23 protein-coding genes are annotated in these 19,793 nt (G+C 53.3%); 5 read left to right on the plus strand and 18 right to left on the minus strand.

The annotated features are described in order from the left end of the window. Positions 1-2: 2 nt before the first annotated feature. Positions 3-920: a phosphodiester glycosidase family protein gene (locus SPI6313_RS20395; protein WP_072622644.1), complete on the plus strand. Its 918-nt coding sequence runs from the start codon at positions 3-5 to the stop codon at positions 918-920. Here the strand turns inward: SPI6313_RS20395 and pyrC are convergent. Beyond that, entirely contained in the window at positions 917-1,948 is a 1,032-nt protein-coding gene (gene pyrC, locus SPI6313_RS20400) for a dihydroorotase (protein ID WP_072622645.1), read from the minus strand. The two genes, SPI6313_RS20395 and pyrC, sit on opposite strands and share 4 nt — an antisense overlap. 203 nt (positions 1,949-2,151) lie before the next feature. After that, positions 2,152-4,974 (minus strand): preprotein translocase subunit SecA, encoded by a 2,823-nt coding sequence (gene secA / locus SPI6313_RS20405; protein WP_072622646.1) that lies wholly within the window; start codon positions 4,972-4,974, stop codon positions 2,152-2,154. Positions 4,975-5,168: 194 nt separating this feature from the next. Here secA and aat point away from each other — a divergent pair, with 194 nt between their 5' ends. Then, positions 5,169-5,744: a leucyl/phenylalanyl-tRNA--protein transferase gene (aat, locus tag SPI6313_RS20410; protein ID WP_072622647.1), complete on the plus strand. Its 576-nt coding sequence runs from the start codon at positions 5,169-5,171 to the stop codon at positions 5,742-5,744. A 237-nt stretch (positions 5,745-5,981) separates the two neighbouring features. Here aat and SPI6313_RS20415 read toward each other — a convergent pair whose 3' ends face one another. From SPI6313_RS20415 to SPI6313_RS20435, 5 genes are all read right to left on the minus strand, one after another. Further along, entirely contained in the window at positions 5,982-7,196 is a 1,215-nt protein-coding gene (locus tag SPI6313_RS20415; protein WP_072622648.1) for a GTPase, read from the minus strand. Between the two features lie 442 nt (positions 7,197-7,638). Beyond that, a complete protein-coding gene (locus SPI6313_RS20420) occupies positions 7,639-7,881 on the minus strand; it encodes a Txe/YoeB family addiction module toxin (protein WP_072623256.1) in 243 nt (80 codons plus the stop codon). Continuing rightward, on the minus strand, positions 7,878-8,126 hold the full coding sequence (locus SPI6313_RS20425; protein WP_072622649.1) for a type II toxin-antitoxin system Phd/YefM family antitoxin: 249 nt from the start codon (positions 8,124-8,126) through the stop codon (positions 7,878-7,880). Before SPI6313_RS20425 ends, SPI6313_RS20420 begins: the two co-directional genes overlap by 4 nt. Before the next feature lie 4 nt (positions 8,127-8,130). Then, entirely contained in the window at positions 8,131-8,382 is a 252-nt protein-coding gene (locus SPI6313_RS20430) for a hypothetical protein (RefSeq protein ID WP_072622650.1), read from the minus strand. Positions 8,383-8,410: 28 nt separating this feature from the next. Next, complete coding sequence (locus SPI6313_RS20435) at positions 8,411-8,674, minus strand: type II toxin-antitoxin system ParD family antitoxin (RefSeq protein WP_072622651.1); 264 nt, start codon at positions 8,672-8,674, stop codon at positions 8,411-8,413. Positions 8,675-8,802: 128 nt separating this feature from the next. Here SPI6313_RS20435 and SPI6313_RS20440 point away from each other — a divergent pair, with 128 nt between their 5' ends. Both SPI6313_RS20440 and SPI6313_RS20445 read left to right on the plus strand, forming a co-directional pair. Beyond that, positions 8,803-9,147 (plus strand): hypothetical protein, encoded by a 345-nt coding sequence (locus SPI6313_RS20440; protein ID WP_072622652.1) that lies wholly within the window; start codon positions 8,803-8,805, stop codon positions 9,145-9,147. Beyond that, positions 9,144-9,545, plus strand: coding sequence for an HNH endonuclease (locus tag SPI6313_RS20445; protein WP_072622653.1), 402 nt, complete (start codon positions 9,144-9,146; stop codon positions 9,543-9,545). The genes SPI6313_RS20440 and SPI6313_RS20445 overlap by 4 nt, the downstream gene beginning before the upstream one ends. On the opposite strand, the gene SPI6313_RS20450 is transcribed toward SPI6313_RS20445, so the two are convergent. The 9 genes from SPI6313_RS20450 to dnaK all read right to left on the minus strand — a co-directional run bounded on the left by SPI6313_RS20450 (position 9,542) and on the right by dnaK (position 15,040). Further along, positions 9,542-9,859: a DUF433 domain-containing protein gene (locus SPI6313_RS20450; protein ID WP_072622654.1), complete on the minus strand. Its 318-nt coding sequence runs from the start codon at positions 9,857-9,859 to the stop codon at positions 9,542-9,544. The two genes, SPI6313_RS20445 and SPI6313_RS20450, sit on opposite strands and share 4 nt — an antisense overlap. 165 nt (positions 9,860-10,024) lie before the next feature. Then, positions 10,025-10,282 (minus strand): Txe/YoeB family addiction module toxin, encoded by a 258-nt coding sequence (locus SPI6313_RS20455; protein ID WP_072623257.1) that lies wholly within the window; start codon positions 10,280-10,282, stop codon positions 10,025-10,027. After that, the gene (locus tag SPI6313_RS20460) at positions 10,279-10,527 is read right to left on the minus strand and encodes a type II toxin-antitoxin system Phd/YefM family antitoxin (RefSeq protein ID WP_072622655.1); all 249 of its coding nucleotides are present in this window, start codon (positions 10,525-10,527) and stop codon (positions 10,279-10,281) included. Before SPI6313_RS20460 ends, SPI6313_RS20455 begins: the two co-directional genes overlap by 4 nt. A 13-nt stretch (positions 10,528-10,540) precedes the next feature. Further along, a complete protein-coding gene (locus SPI6313_RS24875) occupies positions 10,541-10,663 on the minus strand; it encodes a hypothetical protein (RefSeq protein WP_281248440.1) in 123 nt (40 codons plus the stop codon). Then, complete coding sequence (locus SPI6313_RS24145) at positions 10,664-10,801, minus strand: ribbon-helix-helix domain-containing protein (RefSeq protein WP_217650692.1); 138 nt, start codon at positions 10,799-10,801, stop codon at positions 10,664-10,666. A 2-nt stretch (positions 10,802-10,803) separates the two neighbouring features. Then, positions 10,804-11,025 (minus strand): hypothetical protein, encoded by a 222-nt coding sequence (locus SPI6313_RS23140; protein ID WP_139276716.1) that lies wholly within the window; start codon positions 11,023-11,025, stop codon positions 10,804-10,806. 121 nt (positions 11,026-11,146) lie between these two features. Then, on the minus strand, positions 11,147-11,989 hold the full coding sequence (locus tag SPI6313_RS20470; RefSeq protein ID WP_072622656.1) for a hypothetical protein: 843 nt from the start codon (positions 11,987-11,989) through the stop codon (positions 11,147-11,149). Between the two features lie 2 nt (positions 11,990-11,991). Continuing rightward, positions 11,992-12,999, minus strand: coding sequence for a glycosyltransferase family 2 protein (locus SPI6313_RS20475; protein WP_072622657.1), 1,008 nt, complete (start codon positions 12,997-12,999; stop codon positions 11,992-11,994). 124 nt (positions 13,000-13,123) lie between these two features. Further along, the gene (gene dnaK / locus SPI6313_RS20480) at positions 13,124-15,040 is read right to left on the minus strand and encodes a molecular chaperone DnaK (RefSeq protein WP_072622658.1); all 1,917 of its coding nucleotides are present in this window, start codon (positions 15,038-15,040) and stop codon (positions 13,124-13,126) included. A gap of 199 nt (positions 15,041-15,239) precedes the next feature. On the opposite strand from dnaK, the gene SPI6313_RS20485 reads away from it, so the two are divergent. Then, a complete protein-coding gene (locus SPI6313_RS20485; protein ID WP_072622659.1) occupies positions 15,240-15,905 on the plus strand; it encodes a pentapeptide repeat-containing protein in 666 nt (221 codons plus the stop codon). Here the strand turns inward: SPI6313_RS20485 and SPI6313_RS20490 are convergent. Next, positions 15,895-19,089, minus strand: a complete 3,195-nt coding sequence (locus SPI6313_RS20490; RefSeq protein WP_072622660.1) for a PAS domain S-box protein — start codon at positions 19,087-19,089, stop codon at positions 15,895-15,897. The genes SPI6313_RS20485 and SPI6313_RS20490 overlap by 11 nt on opposite strands. Before the next feature lie 180 nt (positions 19,090-19,269). Further along, on the minus strand, positions 19,270-19,656 hold the full coding sequence (locus SPI6313_RS20495; protein ID WP_175551198.1) for an NfeD family protein: 387 nt from the start codon (positions 19,654-19,656) through the stop codon (positions 19,270-19,272). Between the last annotated feature and the right edge of the window lie 137 nt (positions 19,657-19,793).

Here is a 19,793-nt window from a genome sequence, read left to right on the forward strand (position 1 = left end):
GAATGACACCGTTAACACGATTCAAACAATTTCTATTTAAATTATGGCGGAGACGAGGGCTGAGTGTGGGAGGTGCGATCGCGCTTCTCATCGCTCTGATCCTTTACACCGTCCCCACGCTCCAACGTCCTCCCCGCACTGACCTCCAGCGGGATCTGTTTCAGGGGGTGCAGTACGATCGCACCGTGCTCGACTCTCCCCGCCCCTTGGTGATCCACACCCTCACCATTGACCTCACCGTCCCCGGTGTGCGCCTCATCGTTTCCCCCGGCGATCCTGACCATCCCGGCCAAACCCGCGCCGCCACCACGACCGACTTTCTGCGCCAATCCCGCGCCCAAATCGCCATCAACGGCAGTTATTTTTACCCCTTTATCGAAAATACGCCGTGGGATTATTTTCCCCATGGGGGCGATCGCGTTTATGTTCTCGGTGAAGCGATCGCCGACGGTATCCCCTACGCCAAGCCCCGCACTGACTGGCATCCGGTCTGTTTTGGCCCTACGCAACGGATGCAGATTTCCGCCGATACCACTTGCCCTCCCGATACTACCCAGGCCCTCGCGGGTCTCCCTCGCCTCCTGATTAGCGGGACATTACCCGATCGCTCCGCCAACCGCAAACCCTACGCCCGCACCATTGCCGCCACCAACGCCACCGGGACAACACTTTGGTTAATCATCGTGGATGGCAAACAACCCTTTTACAGCACAGGGATGACCCTCATGGAGGCGGGCCAATGGGCGCAAGAGTTGGGGGCGACGGATGCGATCGCCCTCGACGGTGGCGGCTCTGCAACTCTGGCCTACGAAACTCCCGATGGCCCTAAACTCCTCAACGCCCCCATCCACACCAAAATCCCCATGACCGAACGCACGATCGCTAATCACATCGGCATCTACACCAAACCCTGGGATTAATGCACCATTTGCCAGGTGAGGGTTTCGCCAGGGTTTAAGGGCACAAGTTCCGAATCGGGGAAGGGTAATGCGGTGGGGATTTGCCAGGGTTTTTTCGTGAGGGTGATCTGTTGAGTATTTCGAGGGAGTTGATAGAAGTCGGGGCCGTGGAAACTGGCGAAGGCTTCGAGGCGATCCAGTGCATCCACACTGTCGAAGGCTTCGGCGTAGAGGGGCAGGGCATGGAAGGCGGTATAACACCCGGCACAACCGCAGGCGGTTTCCTTGCGATCGCGACTATGGGGTGCACTGTCTGTGCCGAGGAAAAATTTGGGATTGCCAGAGGTGGCAGCCTGGAGGAGGGCTTGGCGATGGGGTTCGCGTTTGAGGATCGGGAGGCAGTAAAAATGGGGCGAAATACCGCCTTGAAAGATGCGATTCCGGTTTAACAAAAGATGCTGCGGGGTGATCGTGGCGGCGGTGCGATCGCTCCCGCGCACAAACTCTACTGCGTCGGCGGTGGTGATATGTTCAAGGACGATGCGGAGGCGGGGAACGCGATCGCGCAACGGGATGAGATGGCGATCAATAAAGACTTTTTCGCGATCGAAAATATCCACAGCGGGATCGGTCACTTCGCCATGGAGCAACAATGGCAACCCTAACGCCGCCATGGTTGCAAAGACGCGATCGCACTTCCGAATATCTGTCACCCCGGAATCGGAATTCGTCGTCGCACCGGCGGGGTAATATTTCACCGCTTTGACAAACCCCGATTGTTTCGCCGCTTCGATATCTTCTGGGCGAGTTTGGTCGGTGAGATAGAGGGTCATCAAGGGTTCAAACTGTTGCCCTGGGGGAATCGCGGCGAGAATGCGATCGCGATAGGCCGCCGCCTCGGCCACCGTGCGCACCGGTGGCTTCAGGTTCGGCATCACGATCGCCCGCCCAAACTGCCGCACCGTATCGGGTAAGACCGCCCGCAACGCCGCCCCATCCCGAAGATGTAGATGCCAATCGTCCGGTTGGGTGAGGGTGAGAATGTCCATAGTGCCAATGCTCCGATGAAAAATAGGTAGAGATCCCCCCGGCTGTGCCGACCCCCTTATTAAGGGGGTTTTGGATATTCCCCCCTCCTGCCGCCTGATGAGAGGCAGAGCCTCTGCTACTCATAACCTGGCAGAGCCAGGTCACGAGGGTTAGAGGGGGTTTGGGTGTTCCCCCCCCCTTAAAAAAGGGGGGCGGGGGGGATCTAAACCGTTTGGGTTTGGGTTTGGGGTTGACCTTGGGGCTGGAATTGGAAGAGGGAATAGACCACGTTCCGACGAATATCGATCATCGTTTCGAGGAACATTTCATAACCCTCCTGCTTGTATTCGATCAGCGGATCTTTTTGACCATAACCCCGCAGCCCGATCGACTCCCGCAGCGCATCCATGGCTTGGAGGTGTTCCCGCCAGAGGGTATCAATTTGCTGCAAGATGAAGAACCGCTCCGCCTGGCGCATCAGGCCGGGCTGGATTTTGTCGATTTGGTGTTCTTTGAGGTCGTAGGCTTTGCGGACTTCTTCATGGAGGAAAGTTTTAATTTCCCCGATCGTCATGTCTTCGAGGTGTTTCGGCTCTAGATCGGCAAGAAGGTAGATAAACTCCTTGGTTTTGCCAACGAGGTCATTGAGCTTCCATTCTTCGGGGGGAAGTTCTGGGTTAGTGTAAGCGTCGGTGATGTCGTCCATAGTGCGCTCAGCGTAGCCGATCACTTGTTCTTTGAGGTCGAAGCCTTCGAGAACGCGGCGACGCTCGGCATAGATGGCGCGGCGTTGGTTGTTCATCACTTCGTCGTACTCGAACACCTGTTTCCGGGTGTCGTAGTAGAAGGTTTCTACTTTTTTCTGGGCACCTTCGAGGGAACGGGTCAGCATCCCGGATTCGATGGGCATATCTTCTTCGACGCGGAAGGCATTCATCAGGCCGGCGACGCGATCGCCCCCAAAAATCCGCAACAAATTATCCTGCAAACTGAGGAAAAATTTCGTCGAACCGGGGTCACCCTGACGACCGGCACGGCCCCGCAATTGGTTATCAATCCGGCGGGATTCGTGGCGTTCGGTGCCGATGACATGGAGGCCGCCCAGTTGAATCACTTCGTCGTGCTCTTTGCCGGTGAGGGCTTCGTATTCGCGGCGGATCGTGTTGTAGACTTCCCGCAGTTTTTCCAGCACCGGATCATCAACGGGGGCATTTTCAGCGGCGATCGCAATCTTCTCTTCGGCTTCCAATTCCGGCATACTCTGTTCACCGTACTGCTGCACTGCCAGGGCCACCACATCCTTGAGCATCGTTTTCGCCTGACTGGACAACTCCGTCGGGAAAATATCCGAAGATGCTTTCCAAGTTTTTGGCGGCTTAGCCTCATCCCCGAAGCCAGGGGCGGATTTCCGTTTCCCCTTCGCCCCCGGCACACTGACCATCAATTCCTTGTCTTCGGGCATGACAATCTTGGGCATCAGGTATTCCCGCACCTTGAGGCGGGCCATATAGTCCGAGTTCCCCCCCAAAATAATATCCGTCCCGCGACCCGCCATATTGGTTGCGATCGTCACCGCCCCTTTACGACCCGCTTGGGCGACAATTTCCGATTCCCGCTCCACATTTTCCGGCCGCGCATTGAGGAGATTATGGGGAATCTGCAACCCTTGCAGCAACTTCGCAAGGACTTCCGACTTTTCAACGCTCGTCGTCCCCACCAACACCGGGCGGCCCAGTTCGTGCATCTCTTTGCATTCCATCGCCACCGCTTGCCACTTCGCCTCTTCCGTCTTATAGACCACATCCGCCATATCAAAGCGACGGGTGGGCAAGTTGGTGGGAATAATCGTCACTTGGAGGTCATAGATTTTTTCAAATTCCGCCTCTTCTGTTTTCGCCGTCCCCGTCATCCCCGCCAATTTCGGATAGAGCAGGAAGAAGTTTTGATAGGTAATCGTGGCGAGGGTTTGGGTTTCATTTTGAATCTTCACCCCTTCTTTGGCCTCGATCGCTTGGTGCAGACCATCACTCCAGCGGCGACCCTTCAACACCCGGCCGGTAAATTCATCCACAATCACAATCTCGTCATCGCGCACGATGTAGTTCACATCGGGGATGAAGAGTTCTTTCGCTTTAATCGCGTTGAAAATATAATGCGCCCAAGGATCTTCGGGGTCGTAAAGATCCGTCACGCCGAGCAGTTCCTCCGCTTTGGCAAAGCCTTCGTCATTGAGCAAGACGTTACGGGCTTTTTCATCGACTTCGTATTCCCCGGTTCCCTCTTCTTCGTTTTGGGGGAAGAGTTGGCGGGCAATTTCGGCGGCGCGGAGATATTTTTCCGTGGGGCGTTCCACTTGGCCGGAAATAATCAACGGGGTGCGGGCTTCGTCGATCAGCACGGAATCCACTTCGTCGATCACACAGTAGTTAAAGGGCCGCTGTACCACGTCATCCATGGCGGTGGCCATGTTGTCGCGCAGATAATCAAACCCCAGTTCGCTGTTGGTGGCGTAGGTGACATCACAGGCGTAGTTTTTCTTGCGTTCGGCGGGACTCATCCCCGCTTGGATCAAGCCGACGCTGAGGCCAAGGAAGCGGTGAATTTGTCCCATCCATTCGGCATCACGGCGGGCGAGGTAGTCGTTGACGGTGACGACATGGACACCGTGACCGCTGAGGGCGTTGAGGTAGGCGGGGAGGGTGGAGACGAGGGTTTTTCCTTCCCCGGTGCGCATTTCGGCGATTTGGCCGCTGTGGAGTACCATGCCGCCGATCAGTTGTACGTCGAAGTGACGCATGCCCAAGACGCGCAGGCCGGTTTCACGAACGACGGCGAAGGCTTCGGGGAGGATATCATCAAGGATATCGCTGCGTTCTAAGTCGGTGCGAGCTTTGGCGAGTTGCTCTTTAAATTCAAAGGTTTTGCCCCGCAGTTCATCATCGGATAGGGCTTGAATGTCCTCTTCGATGGCGTTGACATCGGCCACAAGGGGTTGAAATTTTTTGAGTTTGCGAGTGTTGGGATCGCCAAATAAGTTTTTAAACATACCTCTTAAAACAGCCCCATGGGTGAGCGGTGGTTTTCGATTATAAAACGGTGATGTGGGCAATGGAGCGCGTTGAGTCTTGTTGCGCTGTCACTACGGCCTACAGATAACCATGGTATCATCATGGGCTTTGAGTGCAGGGGGCGATCGCAGGGTTAGCGGCAGGGTCTTGGGGTGATAGGTAAATGAGCAAGATGCAGATTGATACAGCAACGATCATTGACGGATATTCCCAGGGCTATTTTCTGATGGCGGATGAGCAGGAGGAGTTGGGCTGGTATACGAGCCAGAAGCGGGCGCTGATTCCCTTAGATGAGCGGTTTCGGTTTCCAAAGTCGTTGCGGCGATCGCTGAATCAAAATCGTTTCACGGTGGCGATTGATCGGGATTTTGCGGCGGTCTGTGCAGGCTGTGCGGCGCGGGAAACAACTTGGATCTCGCCGGAACTGCAAGACATTTATTTCCAGTTGCACCGGGCGGGCTGGGCCCATAGTTTTGAAACCTGGCAGGGCGATCGCCTCGCAGGGGGGATTTTGGGGTTGGCGATTCGGGGGGCCTTTATTGGCGAGTCGATGTTTTTTCACATCCCGGAGGGGTCGAAGGTGGCGATGGTGAAGCTGGTGGAACATTTGCGATCGCGCCAGTTCACGCTGTTTGATGCCCAACTCCAAAACCCCCATTTGGAACGTTTCGGAGCCTATGTGGTGGGCGATCGCGCCTATCAAGTCCTGTTACAGCGAGCCCTAGCCCAACCCTGCCGCTTCGTATAACGCCTCACACATTCCCATCATCGAACAACGCATCCAAGTCGCGATATGCACTCACCACCCGCAAAATTTCCACCCCATCCCTCACAAGCTGATACAAAATGATATAGCCCTCCAACGGAAGCCCCCACAATCCCGATAATAACTTCGCTAAATCGGGAACTACACATCCAGCAACTTAGACAAGGGGCTTAAGCCCCTTGTTCTGTGGCTGTAAGTTAGAAAATTGGGATAAGATCCTTATGCTAGTTCCACTTGACCTAATAAAGATGTCAAGAATTCCTTAGCTTGACTAAACTTTTGAGACAATAATTCATTTAGATTAGGTACATCTTGACCTTCATACACACGCTTTGTGTAGTCTTCCATGACAGCTATCCAAATAGCGGCAAGAACAATTGTTGAAAATGTTGCTTCTAGTGCCGACAAGACATTTAGGGCAGGAAGATTTGCGATAAGATTCACACCTGAAAGCTGTTGTAAAATTTCAATAATATTTTCTTTGAATGGAATGATTTCTGCGTTTTGTCCGATAATGGAAACGACGTGATCCAAGATCTGTTGCACACTTTGTATGTTGTTATAATCTAATCCTGGTAGATGAGATAAGACGTTTTCCATGATTCCGTCAAACATTGCGAAAAAACTGTAAATCCCAGCCACTTGTAGCAGTTGTTTAATATCTTTTTTGGAAAAACTATGTCCAAAATTTTTGGTGATGTCGTGGAGCATCCAAACTTGCAATCCTGCTGAAAACTTGGATTTCACAAATGGAGCGAATTGCGCTCCGATAACACCAGTTAAACCTAAAGCACACCAATGTACGGCAACAATTTTCTTTTGTCTGATTGCATTTTGGATGGCTCGCTCAGCAATTTCATTCAACAAAGTCTCTGTTTCATGTAATAAATTCTGACAACCATGCTGCTTAACATTGCCGCGTACTGTTGGTGTTGGCTCTGCCATCACTGAAGAAGTATTGCGAATGCATTGAGTCTCTTGCAGTAAGTTTCTGAGATTTTTGTCTTTCTTATCAAGTGATTTTGTAATAACAGCGATTACAGGGACTAGGTCAGAGACATCTTGAATCCATTTATTATCAATGTCTGCTTGTCTTGTCACTTGAGAGTTTACACAATACCAAACTACATGAATTTGATCCTTGGGTTCAAGCTTATTTTGCTTTTTAATGAAATCAATAATTTGTTTTTTGCCTGACTCGGTTTTTTTATTTTTCCACTCTAACCCTGGAGAGTCATAAAGACAAAATGGCAATTGTGAATGCTTATATGCTTTAATCTCAGACGTTACGTTATTACTGATTGAATCGCCAACATTAAGCAATGTTTGTATGAGTGTACTCTTGCCAACACCTGTGTCACCAATTAAGAGAATATTGCATTGCTTGATTCTTCGCATTGCTTCTGGAAACCTTAGTCCAAATTGAAGTGTCATGATTTACTGTTTCATCGTACTTGAATTATAAATAGACTTTACCCGATAACCTGATTGATTGACAAAACTTTGAAACACCTTGCTTCATAAGCATTTCAGCGATCACTCCTATAAAAGGCTATGATCTAGTGCTGGTAAGGCTTCTGCTGATTTATATACAGTGCCAAGATACTGTCCGATCAGGGGACTTCGACCACAAAACGCTGAAGTCTATGTATAGTGGGGGATTTCGAGATTCAGATATGATCTTTTGTCAGTCAATCAGCCCGCCACCACCAACCCCAAAACCAAACCACCCCAAACCCGCCGCGACCAACCCATGAGTTCAAACCTCAGTCCTCTCACCTCATCAATTTAATGCAAACCCGCAGCCCCTAGGCCGCTTATTGAGTTACAAGACGCAGAACGACAAATTTCGCAAATGCCGTCACTCGTAGTGTGTTCACATCCTCAACACCTTCACAATCCGCTCCTGCTCATAGACTTCGTACACTAAACGGTGTTGCTTGTTGATCCGACGAGAATAATAGCCAGCCAAATTCCCCGCCAAATTCTCGTAAGGCGGTTGGTAGGGGTTTTTCACCAAAATATCGAGCAATTTTTGCGCTCTACGCTTCAGATCTGCCGCCGCTAGCTTCTTCGCATCCTTCGCCGCCTGCTTGGTCAAAACAACCCGCCAAGTCACCACTCTAAATTCTCAAGCTCAATACAATCTTGGAGCGGTGTACTCGCTTCCTGCTGAATCGACTCCACCAAGCCCGGAATACTGCCGAGATATAACAATTCTTGCATTGCATCCCAGTCCGCTTTAGAAATCAACACCGCCTCATGGCTTGAGCCGGTGATGAGTACCGGGCTGCGACGTTGCGACACCTCATCAACGAGCTGGTTGAGATTATCTTGGGCTTTGCGAATGGGTAATGAGTTCATGGGTTTAGTTAACTCCAGAGAACACAGCATCATGATTAACAGAAGTATCCGTAAACCCACTGCCCTGGGTTGCTGGTGTGATTCGCAACCGTTTGCGCGGTTCAATTACGTAACCCTGACGCACCAGAAAATCGTGCAAGGCAATCTGCATCGCCCGGTCAAGGGAGAGAGATTCCTGCTCTGCATATTGCCCCAACGTCTCCAGCAATTGCTCAGGTAAAGCTAAGTCAACGGGTTCCGGCGGAGAAATAGTCATGGTTTAACGCTCGCTACTAACTTGATTTCTAGATTACTAATTTTGCTTGGCGCGATCGCGCTCTCAGTCGCTCAATCACCTGGCTGCTCTCAATCCCTTCTCCACGAGCCAATTCCGCCTGAGCAACCTTTACCTGCTCTCGTGTTTGAGCCAACCATGCCTCATAGCCGCGATTGCGCTTTTCGAGCAGTCGCAGAGCCTCCGCGATCACCTCATCGGCACTACCATACTGACCACTAGAGAGCTTATTCTGAACAAATTGTTCTTGGTCTGGGGTTAACGCGATCGCCATATTTACCTCGACATCACATAAGACCTACTCAAAATTGTAGCAACCCCGCCACCCCTAACCCTCAAACCAAACCGCCCCAAAAGTGGCGCGATCGCTAAAATAGAGCCAATACACAGAGTCTCCTTCCTATGGCAACCATTACCCTCAACGTCCCCGACGAACTGGTTCCCCAACTCAACGCCATCGGCGATCGCCTCCCCGCTCTGCTGCAACAATGCCTGCAAGCCCCCCTCCCCAACCACGTCTATCATCACATCCTCAACTTCATTGCCAGTCGCCCCACCCCTGACGAAATTGCCGCCTTTCGACCCACTCCCGAAATGGGCGATCGCCTCCGCTGGCTCCTCGATCGCAATCAAGCCGGAACCCTCACTGTTACTGAGCAAGCCGAACTCGACGAATACGAACGGATTGAACATCTCATCGTCATGCTCAAAATCGGTAACTTGCCGCACCTGACGCGCCAATCATGAGCTACATTCCCGCTGCTCTGCGCCGCCTTGTGGTTGAACGGGCCAACAACCGTTGCGAATATTGCCAACTCCCCGATCAGGTTGGCTTCTATCCCCATGAACTGGATCATGCGATCGCCCAAAAACACCAAGGCAAAACAGACGCAGATAACTTGGTGCTGGCGTGCTGGCGTTGTAACCGCCACAAAGGCAGCGATTTAGGTTCCTTCGATCCTGAAACTCAAGAGTTTAGTTTTTTGTTCAATCCTCGCACTCAAACTTGGTCGGAGCATTTCAAACTTGAACAGGGTGAAATTTGTGGCTTGACACCCGAAGGCAGGACAACAACTCAGTTATTGCAATTCAATCTGCCGGAGCGAGTGAAAGAACGCCAATTCTTGGAAACTTGTGAAACTTAATTTTCGCCACACTGCGCTTGCAACTTCTGTTGCACCTTGGACGGCAACTGCGATCGCAACGAATCTGCCAACGCCTCGCCTGCTGCCATCTGCGCCCGAATCTCGTCTAGATGATCGTGATAATACGCCAACGCCGCATAGATATCTGCCAGCGTAATGGTTGTGTGTTCTGCAACGATCGCCTGTGGCGACAGACCCATCTCCTCATGCCAAATCACCACATCCTGAACTCGGATACGATGACCAGCAATTCGTGGTTTACCGCCGCAGACACCCGGTGTGATTTGAATATGTTCTGTGATGGTTGCAACCATTGACTTCAGAGGGGCTGTAGGTACTGGAATTATAGCAACCCCGCCACCACCAAACCCATGCGTTCAAACCTCTGTTATCTCATTGCACCAATTCAACCCAAACCCGCAGCCTCAGAGCCGCTTATTCAGTGACAGGACGCAGAACGACAAATTTCGCAAATGCTGTCACTCGTAGTGTGTCCACATCCTCAACACCTTCACAAGTCGCTCCTGCTCATGGACTTCGTACACCAAACGGTGTTGCTTGTTGATTCGACGGGAATAGTAGCCAGCCAAATTCCCCACCAGCTTTTCGTAGGGTGGCTGGTAGGGGTTTTGCACCAAAATGTTGAGCAGTTTTTGTGCTTTATGCTTCAGATCGGCCGCTGCTAACTTCTTGGCATCCTTCGCCGCCTGCTTGGTCAAAACAACGCGCCAAGTCACCACTCTAGATTCTCAAGCTCAATGCAATCTTCGAGCGGTGTACTGGCTTCTTGCTGAATTGACTCCACCAAGCCCGGAATGCTACCGAGAGAAAGCGACTCTTGCATCGCATCCCAGTCCGCTTTAGAAATTAATACTGCCTCATGATTTGAACCTGTGATCAGTACCGGGCTGCGACATTGCGACACCTCATCAACGAGCTGGTTGAGATTATCTTGGGCTTTGCGAATAGGTAATGAATTCATTTTAAGTTCCACACTAATTTTGCTTGAGTTGGCGCGATCGCGCCCTCAGTCGCTCGATTACCTGACTACTCTCAATCCCTTCTCCACGCGCTAACTCCGCCTGGGCAACCTGTACCTGATCTCGTGTTTGAGCCAACTATGCCTCATAGCCGCGATCGCGCTTTTCGAGCAGTCGCCGGGCTTCAGCAATCACCTCATCAGCACTGCTGTATTGGCCACTAGCAAGCTTGTTTTGAATCAATTGTTCTGGGTCTGGAGTTAAAGTGATCGCCATATTTACCTCGACATCACATAAGACCTGCTCAAAATTGTAGCAACCCCGCCACCACCAAACCCAAAATCAAACCGCCCCAAAAGTGGTGCGATCGCTAAAATAGAGCCAATACACAGAGCCTCCTTCCTATGGCAACCATTACCCTCAATGTCCCCGATGAACTGGTTCCCCAACTCAACGCCATCGGCGATCGCCTCCCCATCCTGCTGTAACAATGCCTGCAAGCTCCCCTACCGCATCACGTCTATCACCACATCCTCACCTTCATCGCCATGCTCAAAATCGGGAATTCACCGCACCTCGCTCGCTCAATGCAGATTCATCTCAAATTGTAGCCAACCTTAATCAACCCAAATACTGCCAATTGCCCCAAAATTTATGGCGCACGGGGGTGACGTAGTGGCGCAAAACGGTACGATCGCCCGCGTAGCGATCGCGCCAGTGGAATTCATCCTCGCGGCCCATGATGTGGCGATCGCGCTCTAGGGGTTGTGCGCCGTCCCGATGGAGGGTGAGGTGCATCATGGTTTGTTCGGTGAAATAATTGGGCGGGCCGTCGAGGGCGAGAAATCGCGCCATGGCTTCGCCCCAGTCGGGGACGCGCCGGAAGAGGATGAAGCCGCCGTTAATCGGTTCGCGATCGGGGAGGCCGGTGAGAATGCGGCGATCGAAGGCGGGGTCTGCGTCGGGGAGATAGAAGGAGTGCTCACCGGGGGCGGTGAGGCGATCGCGCAATTCCCGCGCCCCTGGAAAAAAGAAAATATCCGAATCGCTGTAGATGGTTGGCCCCTGGATGGGGATTGAGAGGATCATCATTAACTTTTTGCCCATCGGGTTGAGGTGGGCGTAGGTGGTGACTTCGGGTGGTAGAGCGGGATCGGCGAAGTCCGTGAGGGGGATGACTTGAACGCAGGGATGAAGGTTGGTGAGGAGTTGGATTTGGGCGGGGGTGTAGCTGCCGTCCGAGACGATCACGTAGCGATCGGGCACACCGGCATAGGTGAGGAGCGATCGCACACTGGCCACCTGTTCCGGGAGATCGCGATCACAGGAAAGGGCATAGACCGAGGCGGGGAGGCGATCGCCCCACAGCCCCGGACGGCGAACAAGCTGCGGCAATCGCGCCCGATACCAGCGCCGCATTAATGCCCCTTTCCACCGCGCCGCCCGATAGGCCAGATTCACCATCGTTAACCCTCTCCTCCTCGTAGGCTTGCCTTCCAGCGGATCAGATGATGTATCCCCGGCAGCTTGGCGAGATGGGACTTGAGCCAGAGGGAGGGCGTGAGGTGGAATTGCGATCGCAACACCGCCACCTGTTCCCGAAACACCCCTAATCGCCCCTTCGCAAAACTATCCGCACACAAACTATACAGGCAGTCCCGCGCCTTCGCCCGCACCTCCGGAGCCACCTCCGCCCCATAGACCTGCTGACAGAGCCGAAACGCCTCCCGCGCCCAGATTTCCATCTGTTGCGTTGATTTACTCTGCTCATGTAAACGCCAATGGGCGAACAGATGGGGCGTGAAGGTGAAGCGATAGCCCCGCAGCAACAGCCGCAAAATAAACTCTTGATCCATACAGTGGTGATAGGTCAGATCCAACCCCTGCCCCGCCTCGACAAGGGTGCGACGAAAAAAAACGGCGTGATTGGTCACCGCCGAATAGGGGATCATCGTGCCCACCGTCGCCTCGGTCACAGGGTACGGAAACAGATAATCACCCGCCGCATTGATGTGATCGAGGCGGCCATAGATCACCTCGCTATCGGGCTGCTCCGTGAGGGCGTGGGCGAAATGGGCAAAGGCATCGGGGGCATAGGTATCATCGGAATTTTGCCAGCCGATCCAGTCCCCCGTTGCCCGTTGTAACCCTTTGTTCACGGCATCGGATTGCCCCCGATCGGGTTCGCTGATCCACTGCACCCACTTGCGATACATCTGGAGAATCTCCAATGTTTGATCCGTACTGCCGCCATCAATAACCCAAATTTCGAGGGCGGGATAGCCTTGGAGCAGGATCGATCGCAACGTGGCTTCCAGATAATCCCCTTGGTTGTAGCTGGGGATGACGATGGTAAGTTTGGGGCAATGGGGTGGCAGGGGATGGGGATCGGGGGGCGCAATCCAAGGCCAACGGGGGGCGCGATCGCCCCTCGGTTCCGGTAAATGTAACACTTTAAACTGAGTCTGTTCCATCGCTCACACCTCACCACGTTTCAACCCCCCCCCTACAGCAAAATGCCCGGCCCACCGGCCGAGCATTGTCGCATCATATCGCTAGCAGATCACCGCGAGCGGCAATCCGGAGCGCGATCGCCAACTACTTCGTTTCCGAAAACTCAGCATCAATCACATCATCGCCACCGTCGGACGCACCGCCACCCGGCGCATCACCTGCTGGATCTTGCGGGCCTTCAGCCCCCGCCGCCCCTGCCGCATCTTGGTAGACACTGCTACCAATGGCGTAGAGCACCTGTTGCAGTTCAGGCATCACGGTTTGGATCTTGTCGTCGTCTTCGGTTTGGACGGCTTCGCGGAGATCCTTGAGCAGAGCTTCGGCTTTTTCCTTCTCAGCAGCGGGCACTTTATCACCCAATTCCGTGAGTTGTTTTTCCGCTTGATACACCAGCGTATCGGCTTGGTTCTTGCGATCGATCTTTTCGCGGCGCTCTTTGTCGGAGGCGGCGTTGGCTTCCGCTTCCTTGACCATGCGATCCACTTCCGTATCCGGCAGCGTCGAAGCCCCCGTGATGCTGATCGACTGTTCTTTACCCGTGCCCTTATCTTTCGCGGTCACGTTGAGAATCCCGTTGGCATCGATGTCAAAGGTGACTTCAATTTGCGGCACACCACGAGCAGCGGGAGGAATGCCATCGAGGCGGAAGGTTCCGAGGCTCTTGTTGTCCTTGGACATTTCCCGTTCCCCTTGGAGAACATGGATTTCCACGTTGGTTTGTCCGTCTACAGCCGTGGAGAAGACTTCCGATTTTTTCGTGGGGATCGTGGTGTTGCGGGGGATGATTTTGGTCATCACGCCGCCGAGGGTTTCCACACCCAAAGAGAGGGGGGTCACGTCCAGGAGGAGAATGTCTTTGACTTCACCGGCCAAGACACCGCCTTGAATTGCCGCACCCACGGCCACCACTTCATCGGGGTTGACGCTTTGGTTGGGGTCTTTGCCCAGGACTTTTTTGACCACTTCTTTAATGGCCGGAATCCGGGTCGAACCACCCACGAGGACGATTTCATCGATCGCACTCTTATCCAGCTTCGCATCACGCACCGCGTTTTCCACCGGAATCCGGCAGCGATCGATCAAGCTGGCGCAGAGTTCTTCAAACTTGGCGCGGGTGAGGGTGATGTCGAGGTGCTTCGGCCCGTCTTGGGTGGCGGTGATAAAGGGGAGGTTAATCTCCGCTTGAGTGACGCTCGACAGTTCGATTTTGGCTTTTTCAGCGGCTTCAGTGAGGCGTTGCAGGGCTTGGCTATCTTTGCGTAGGTCAATGCCTTCGGTGCTCTTGAAGTTTTCTGCCAAGTAGTCCACGATGGTTTTGTCGAAGTCGTCACCGCCCAAATGGGTATCCCCAGAGGTGGCAAGCACTTCAAACACACCATCGCCCACTTCGAGGATGGACACGTCAAAGGTCCCGCCCCCCAGGTCAAAGACGAGAATGGTTTCGTTGCTCTTCTTGTCTAAACCGTAGGCCAGGGAAGCGGCGGTGGGTTCGTTGATGATCCGCAATACTTCGACCCCCGCGATTTTACCCGCGTCTTTGGTGGCTTGGCGTTGGGAGTCGTTAAAGTATGCCGGTACGGTAATCACGGCTTGGGTGACGGTTTCACCGAGGTATTTGCTCGCGTCTTCGATGAGTTTCCGCAACACTTGGGCGGAAATTTCTTCGGGGGCGAATTGTTTTTCCAAGGCGGGGCAGTCGAGTTTGACGTTGCCGTTGTTGTCTTGGAGAACTTTGTAGGAGACTTCGGTGGTCTCGACGTTGACTTCGCCGTGTTTGCGACCGATGAAGCGTTTGACGGAATAGAAGGTGTTGGTCGGGTTCATTACGCCTTGACGTTTGGCGATTTGGCCGACGAGGCGATCGCCATTTTTCGCATAGGCGACAACGGATGGAGTGGTTCTAAACCCTTCCGCGTTGGCAATGACGGTAGGCTTGCCGCCCTCCATCACAGCGACGCAAGAGTTGGTGGTGCCGAGGTCAATTCCAACGACTTTTGCCATAATTTTTTTGGTGCTCCGGGCTATCTACAACAGAGTTACAGTGAGGAAGGCTGTTCCACCTTGGGGGGAAAGTCTTCTACTGTTCAGTAGTTAGTTCTATACTGACGGGGAGAGTCCCTTCTCTGTAAGTAGTGTTTCCCGAACATTACCGCTACTAGGGGGTGATGTCGCTGTTGCTGGTTTTCTAACACAATTTTCTATGGACATTGAGGCGATTCGCGCAGGTCAACTAAAAGATCTCCCTGGGGTGGATCTAGAAGATGAAGATTTATCGAATGCATCCCTAGACCGCGTTAATTGGGTGGGAGCGAATTTAGTCGGTGTCAATTTTTCCCATGCGTCTTTGAAGGGTGGCCGGTTTGATGGGGCAAATTTGCTGGGGGCGCAGTTGTTGCAGGTGGATGGCCGGGCAAATTTTGTCGGGGTCAATCTGATGCAAAGTGATTTTTCCCACGGAGATTTGCGGGGGAGTAATCTGCGGGGCAGTAATTTGATGAGTGCAAAGGGGGTGCAGGCTTCGTTGGCCGGTGCGTTCTTGAGTGGGGCGAATTTGACGGGGGTTAATTTTCAGGGGGCGGATTTGCGGGGGGTAGACCTGCGGGGCGCGACGCTGAATAGTGCCAATTTGAAGGGGGCATGCCTGGCCCAGGCGGATTTGCAGGGGGCGAATTTAAGTGAGGCGAATTTGGAAGAATGTGACCTGCGGGGGGCCAATTTTGCGGGGGCGAATTTGGTGGGGGCGAATTTGCTCTGTGCGGATTTGCAGGGGGCGGATTTTACGGGGGCGAATTGCGATCGCGCCTGCTTGATCGGTACAACTCGCGGCCCCATCCCCCAACCCACCGAAGCAACCCCTAGGCAGTGATGGCCTGATAGGCGGGGATGCTGAGGGTGAATTCAGTGCCTTGGTCAGAGGAGACAAAGGTTAATGAGCCGCCGTGGCGTTCGGTGATGATCTGATAGCTGATCGACATCCCCATCCCGGTTCCTTTGCCGATCGCTTTAGTGGTGAAGAAGGGATCAAAGATCCGCGATTGGATCGTTTCTGGAATCCCTGGGCCATTGTCGCGAATCCGAATCACCACATTGCCCCCGGTTAAATCCACCCCAGTACTGATCGAGAGACTGCTGGGTTTTGCTGCGCAGGCAGCACGATCGCGCTGTTGATCCCGCTCTTCCATCGCATCGAGGGAATTCACAATGATATTCATCAGCACTTGATTCAACTGCCCCGGATAGCATTCCACCTTGGGCAGATGGCCATAGTTCTTATTGAGGGTCACAGCAGGGCGATCGCTCCGTGCCTTAAATCGACTTTGCAAAATCATCAAGGTGCTATCAATCCCCTCATGGATATCCACCGCCTTCACCTCCGCCTCATCCAAGCGGGAAAAGGTGCGCAACGAGGCGACAATCTCCCGAATTCGTTGGGACCCCACCTGCATGGAATTGAGGAGCTTGGGCAAATCCTCGCGCAAAAAGTCAAGATCTAACTCGTCGATCAGATCTGCCAAATCCGGCGGGAGGTCGGGATACTGGACTTGGAAGGCGGCGATAATTTCCAGCAGACTGGCGGCGTATTCGGTGGCGTGGGTGATGTTGCCATAGATGAAATTCACCGGATTGTTAATTTCATGGGCAACCCCCGCCACCAGTTGCCCCAAACTCGACATTTTCTCACTTTGAATCAGTTGAGATTGGGTGCGCTGGAGTTCGTGGAGGGCGGTTTCAATTTCGGCGGCTTTTTGCTGGGCAAGGAGTTCGGCGTTTTTGCGTTGGGTGATATCGAGGAGGGTTCCATAAAGACGGGCGGGGGTGTGGGGGGTTTGGGGCGATCGCGCAATCCGAACCTGCACATGGCCCACCACATGGGCACTTTTTAAAATCCGCAGTTCAAGATTTTGGTTGTGGCCGGTTTCTTGGGCTTGTTCAAGGGCGGTGTGGAGCAGGGGGCGATCGTCGGGATGATAAAACGAGAGCCAAGTATTGAGGGGGAGCGGTTCCGAGGTAGGCGGACGGCGAAAGATGCGAAACAGTTCTTCAGAGCCGGTGATCTGATCCTGGGCGATGTCGTAGCTCCAGTTGCCGATGTGGGCGAGGTGCTGAGCTTCTTGGAGGTTGTTGGTGGTTTGCTGGAGGGCACGTTCAGCGGCTTTGAAGTCGGTGATGTCGGTGTTTACGCCCACAAAGCCTAAAATCGTGCCGTCATCATCGCGGATCACATCAGCCCGGAGCAAGACATTGAGGTGTGTGCCGTTTTTGGTGCGTTGCATGACTTCGCCACTCCAGGGTTGACCGGCTTGGAGCGATCGCATCACCGCCGCCGCCGCCGCCGGATCAACAAACGCCGCCGCCATGCCCCCCGCAGCTTGGAATTCTGCCGCTGACCCATAGCCGTACAGATTATTAAAGGCTTGGTTGTGGTAGATATGCACGCCCGCTGGGGTCGAAATGCCCACGGCATCGCTGGAACTGGCCAGGGCTTGTTTATAGAGGCGAAGTTCTTGCTCGATCTGCTTGCGATCGCTAATATCAAACATCACCCCATCCCAGACAATGCTGCCATCTTCGTAAACATCCGGCTGCGAAATCGCCTCAATCCAGCGCGTTTCCCCGGAGGTTTGGTTTTGAATTCGCCCTTCATAGCGGAATTTCTCTAAGGTCGTCGCCGACTGATAAATTAATGTCGCTAAACGCCGTTGATCATCGGGATGGGTCGCCACCAGTCCGCTGGCCATCGCCTCCGGCGGACAACCAAAAATATCATGACTGCGGGATGATGCGTAGAGGAAGTAGCCCTCTGGGTTATCCGATTGCACAGCGTATTGATAAAGCATTCCCGGCAGGTTTTCCGCAATATTTTGCAGACGTGATTCCGTGTTTTTAAGGCAGGTATTTTTTTCGTCCACCAGGGTTTCAAGGCGCTCATTGGCCTCCCGGAGTTGCGCTTCAATCTGTTTCCGGGGGGTAATCACTTCGGTAAACATAATGATGCCGCCGACGTTGCCATGGTCGTCATACCAGGGGCGAATTTCCCAGGTGAGCCACTCGGTTGAGCCGTCTTCGCGGGTAAAGGAGTCTTCCTCACAACGCTCGATGACCCCAGTTAAGCAGCGTTGATGGATGGCTTTCCAGTTGTCGTCAAGGGTGGGGAAAATCTCGTAATGCGATCGCCCAATCACCTCGCGATCGCCCAAACCATACTCTTCAATCCACCGCCGACTCGCCAATAGATACCGCATTTCCGTATCAAACATCGCCACCGCCGCCGGAGTATGCTCAACAAATTGATAGAGTTGATTTTCCCGCGATTGCAATTGACCTTGCACAGACACATGTTTTTGCTGCAAGGACTGCAAAGAGGTCTGCTGTTGGGTAATTTGGGTCTTGAGGCGATCGCGCAGTTCCTCTAGTTCAGTGGCCTGCTGCTGCACCTGGGCAAACAAGCCCGCCTGCTGCAACGCAACCCCAAGATGGCCGCCAATCTGCCGGGCAAACTCCACCTCATTCTCCTGCCACGGACGAGGCCCCCCACATTGATGCACACAGAGCAGCCCCCAAAGCTGCTCACCCTGCAACAATGGCACCACTAAATTCGCCCGCACCTGAAACTGATCCAGCATCTCTCGATGACAAGGACTCAAACCCGCCGCTGCAATATCCGCCACCACTTGACAGTGCCCGTTGACATAGTCCGCCGCAAACTGCTCTCCAAAACAATGATCGTGAACACGACAGGACACCACTGACGTAAAACGCGGGTCAATGGACTCAATCACAAAAGTGCCATCGTCATAGCCCGATTTGGGGTCAAACTCAAAAACCGCCACCCGATCCGCCTGCAACAGTTGGCGAACATCTGTCACCGTTGTTAGCAAAATCTCTTCAATATTGAGGGATGCTCGCACCCGTTCAATGGTGCTTGAAATAATGCGTTGTTGCTTGAAGGGTTCGAGCCGTTGGTGCTTAACCTGTCGGCGTAGGGCCTCAAGTTCGGCTTGCAAAGCGGTGTAGTCGGCATGACTGAGGGTGATGGCATCAGAGGACACAGGACAAGAGGTCTCCCATTAAAGGTTATGAAAACGGTGCAGGTTTAAATCTGTTTCTCGATTGTACCTACAAGCTTTCTTGAACCGGGTCAGACAATTCACGGAGAAATGCCGTCAGGGAAATTACAATTGTTAATGATTTTCATCAGGTTGAGGGGGTGAGGCAGCGGCTCCGGAGACTTATTGGGACTGAAGCAGGGCCGTGACCACTAAGGTTGTTCCCTGTTGCTCAAGGACATAAACCGTTTGTTGGGGGGCGATCGCCTCACTGTAGGATTCTGCCCTGGCTGCCCAGGATGTCCCCTCGTAGAGCACACGCCCCGTTTGACCCGGCAGGATGGGCGTGAGGCTGATCGCTTCAATCACAAGGGGATCGCGGTAGCCTTGGCGCTTACTCAACATGGGTCGCACCCAGATCACCAACATCGTGGAAAGAACCATCCAGTACAACAGTTGGAACTGAAATTGATTTGCTAAAAATCCGTAGCGCCAGGTGAAAAGGGCGAGAATGAAGGCGATCGCACCGGGAAAGAGTCCCGCGTACCGGAGGGAACGCCTGGACAGCATGCACACCTCTGCCCCATAACAGCCGATCCCAATCAAACACCAAATCAATGGAAACGGAAGAGCCATGATAATTTCAGAACAATGAAACTGATTCAGGAAGATTCACCAGTTTCCTACTTCATTCCTTACGGTGTTGA

It is taken from the genome of Spirulina major PCC 6313, assembly GCF_001890765.1.
Lineage (GTDB): Bacteria > Cyanobacteriota > Cyanobacteriia > Cyanobacteriales > Spirulinaceae > Spirulina > Spirulina major.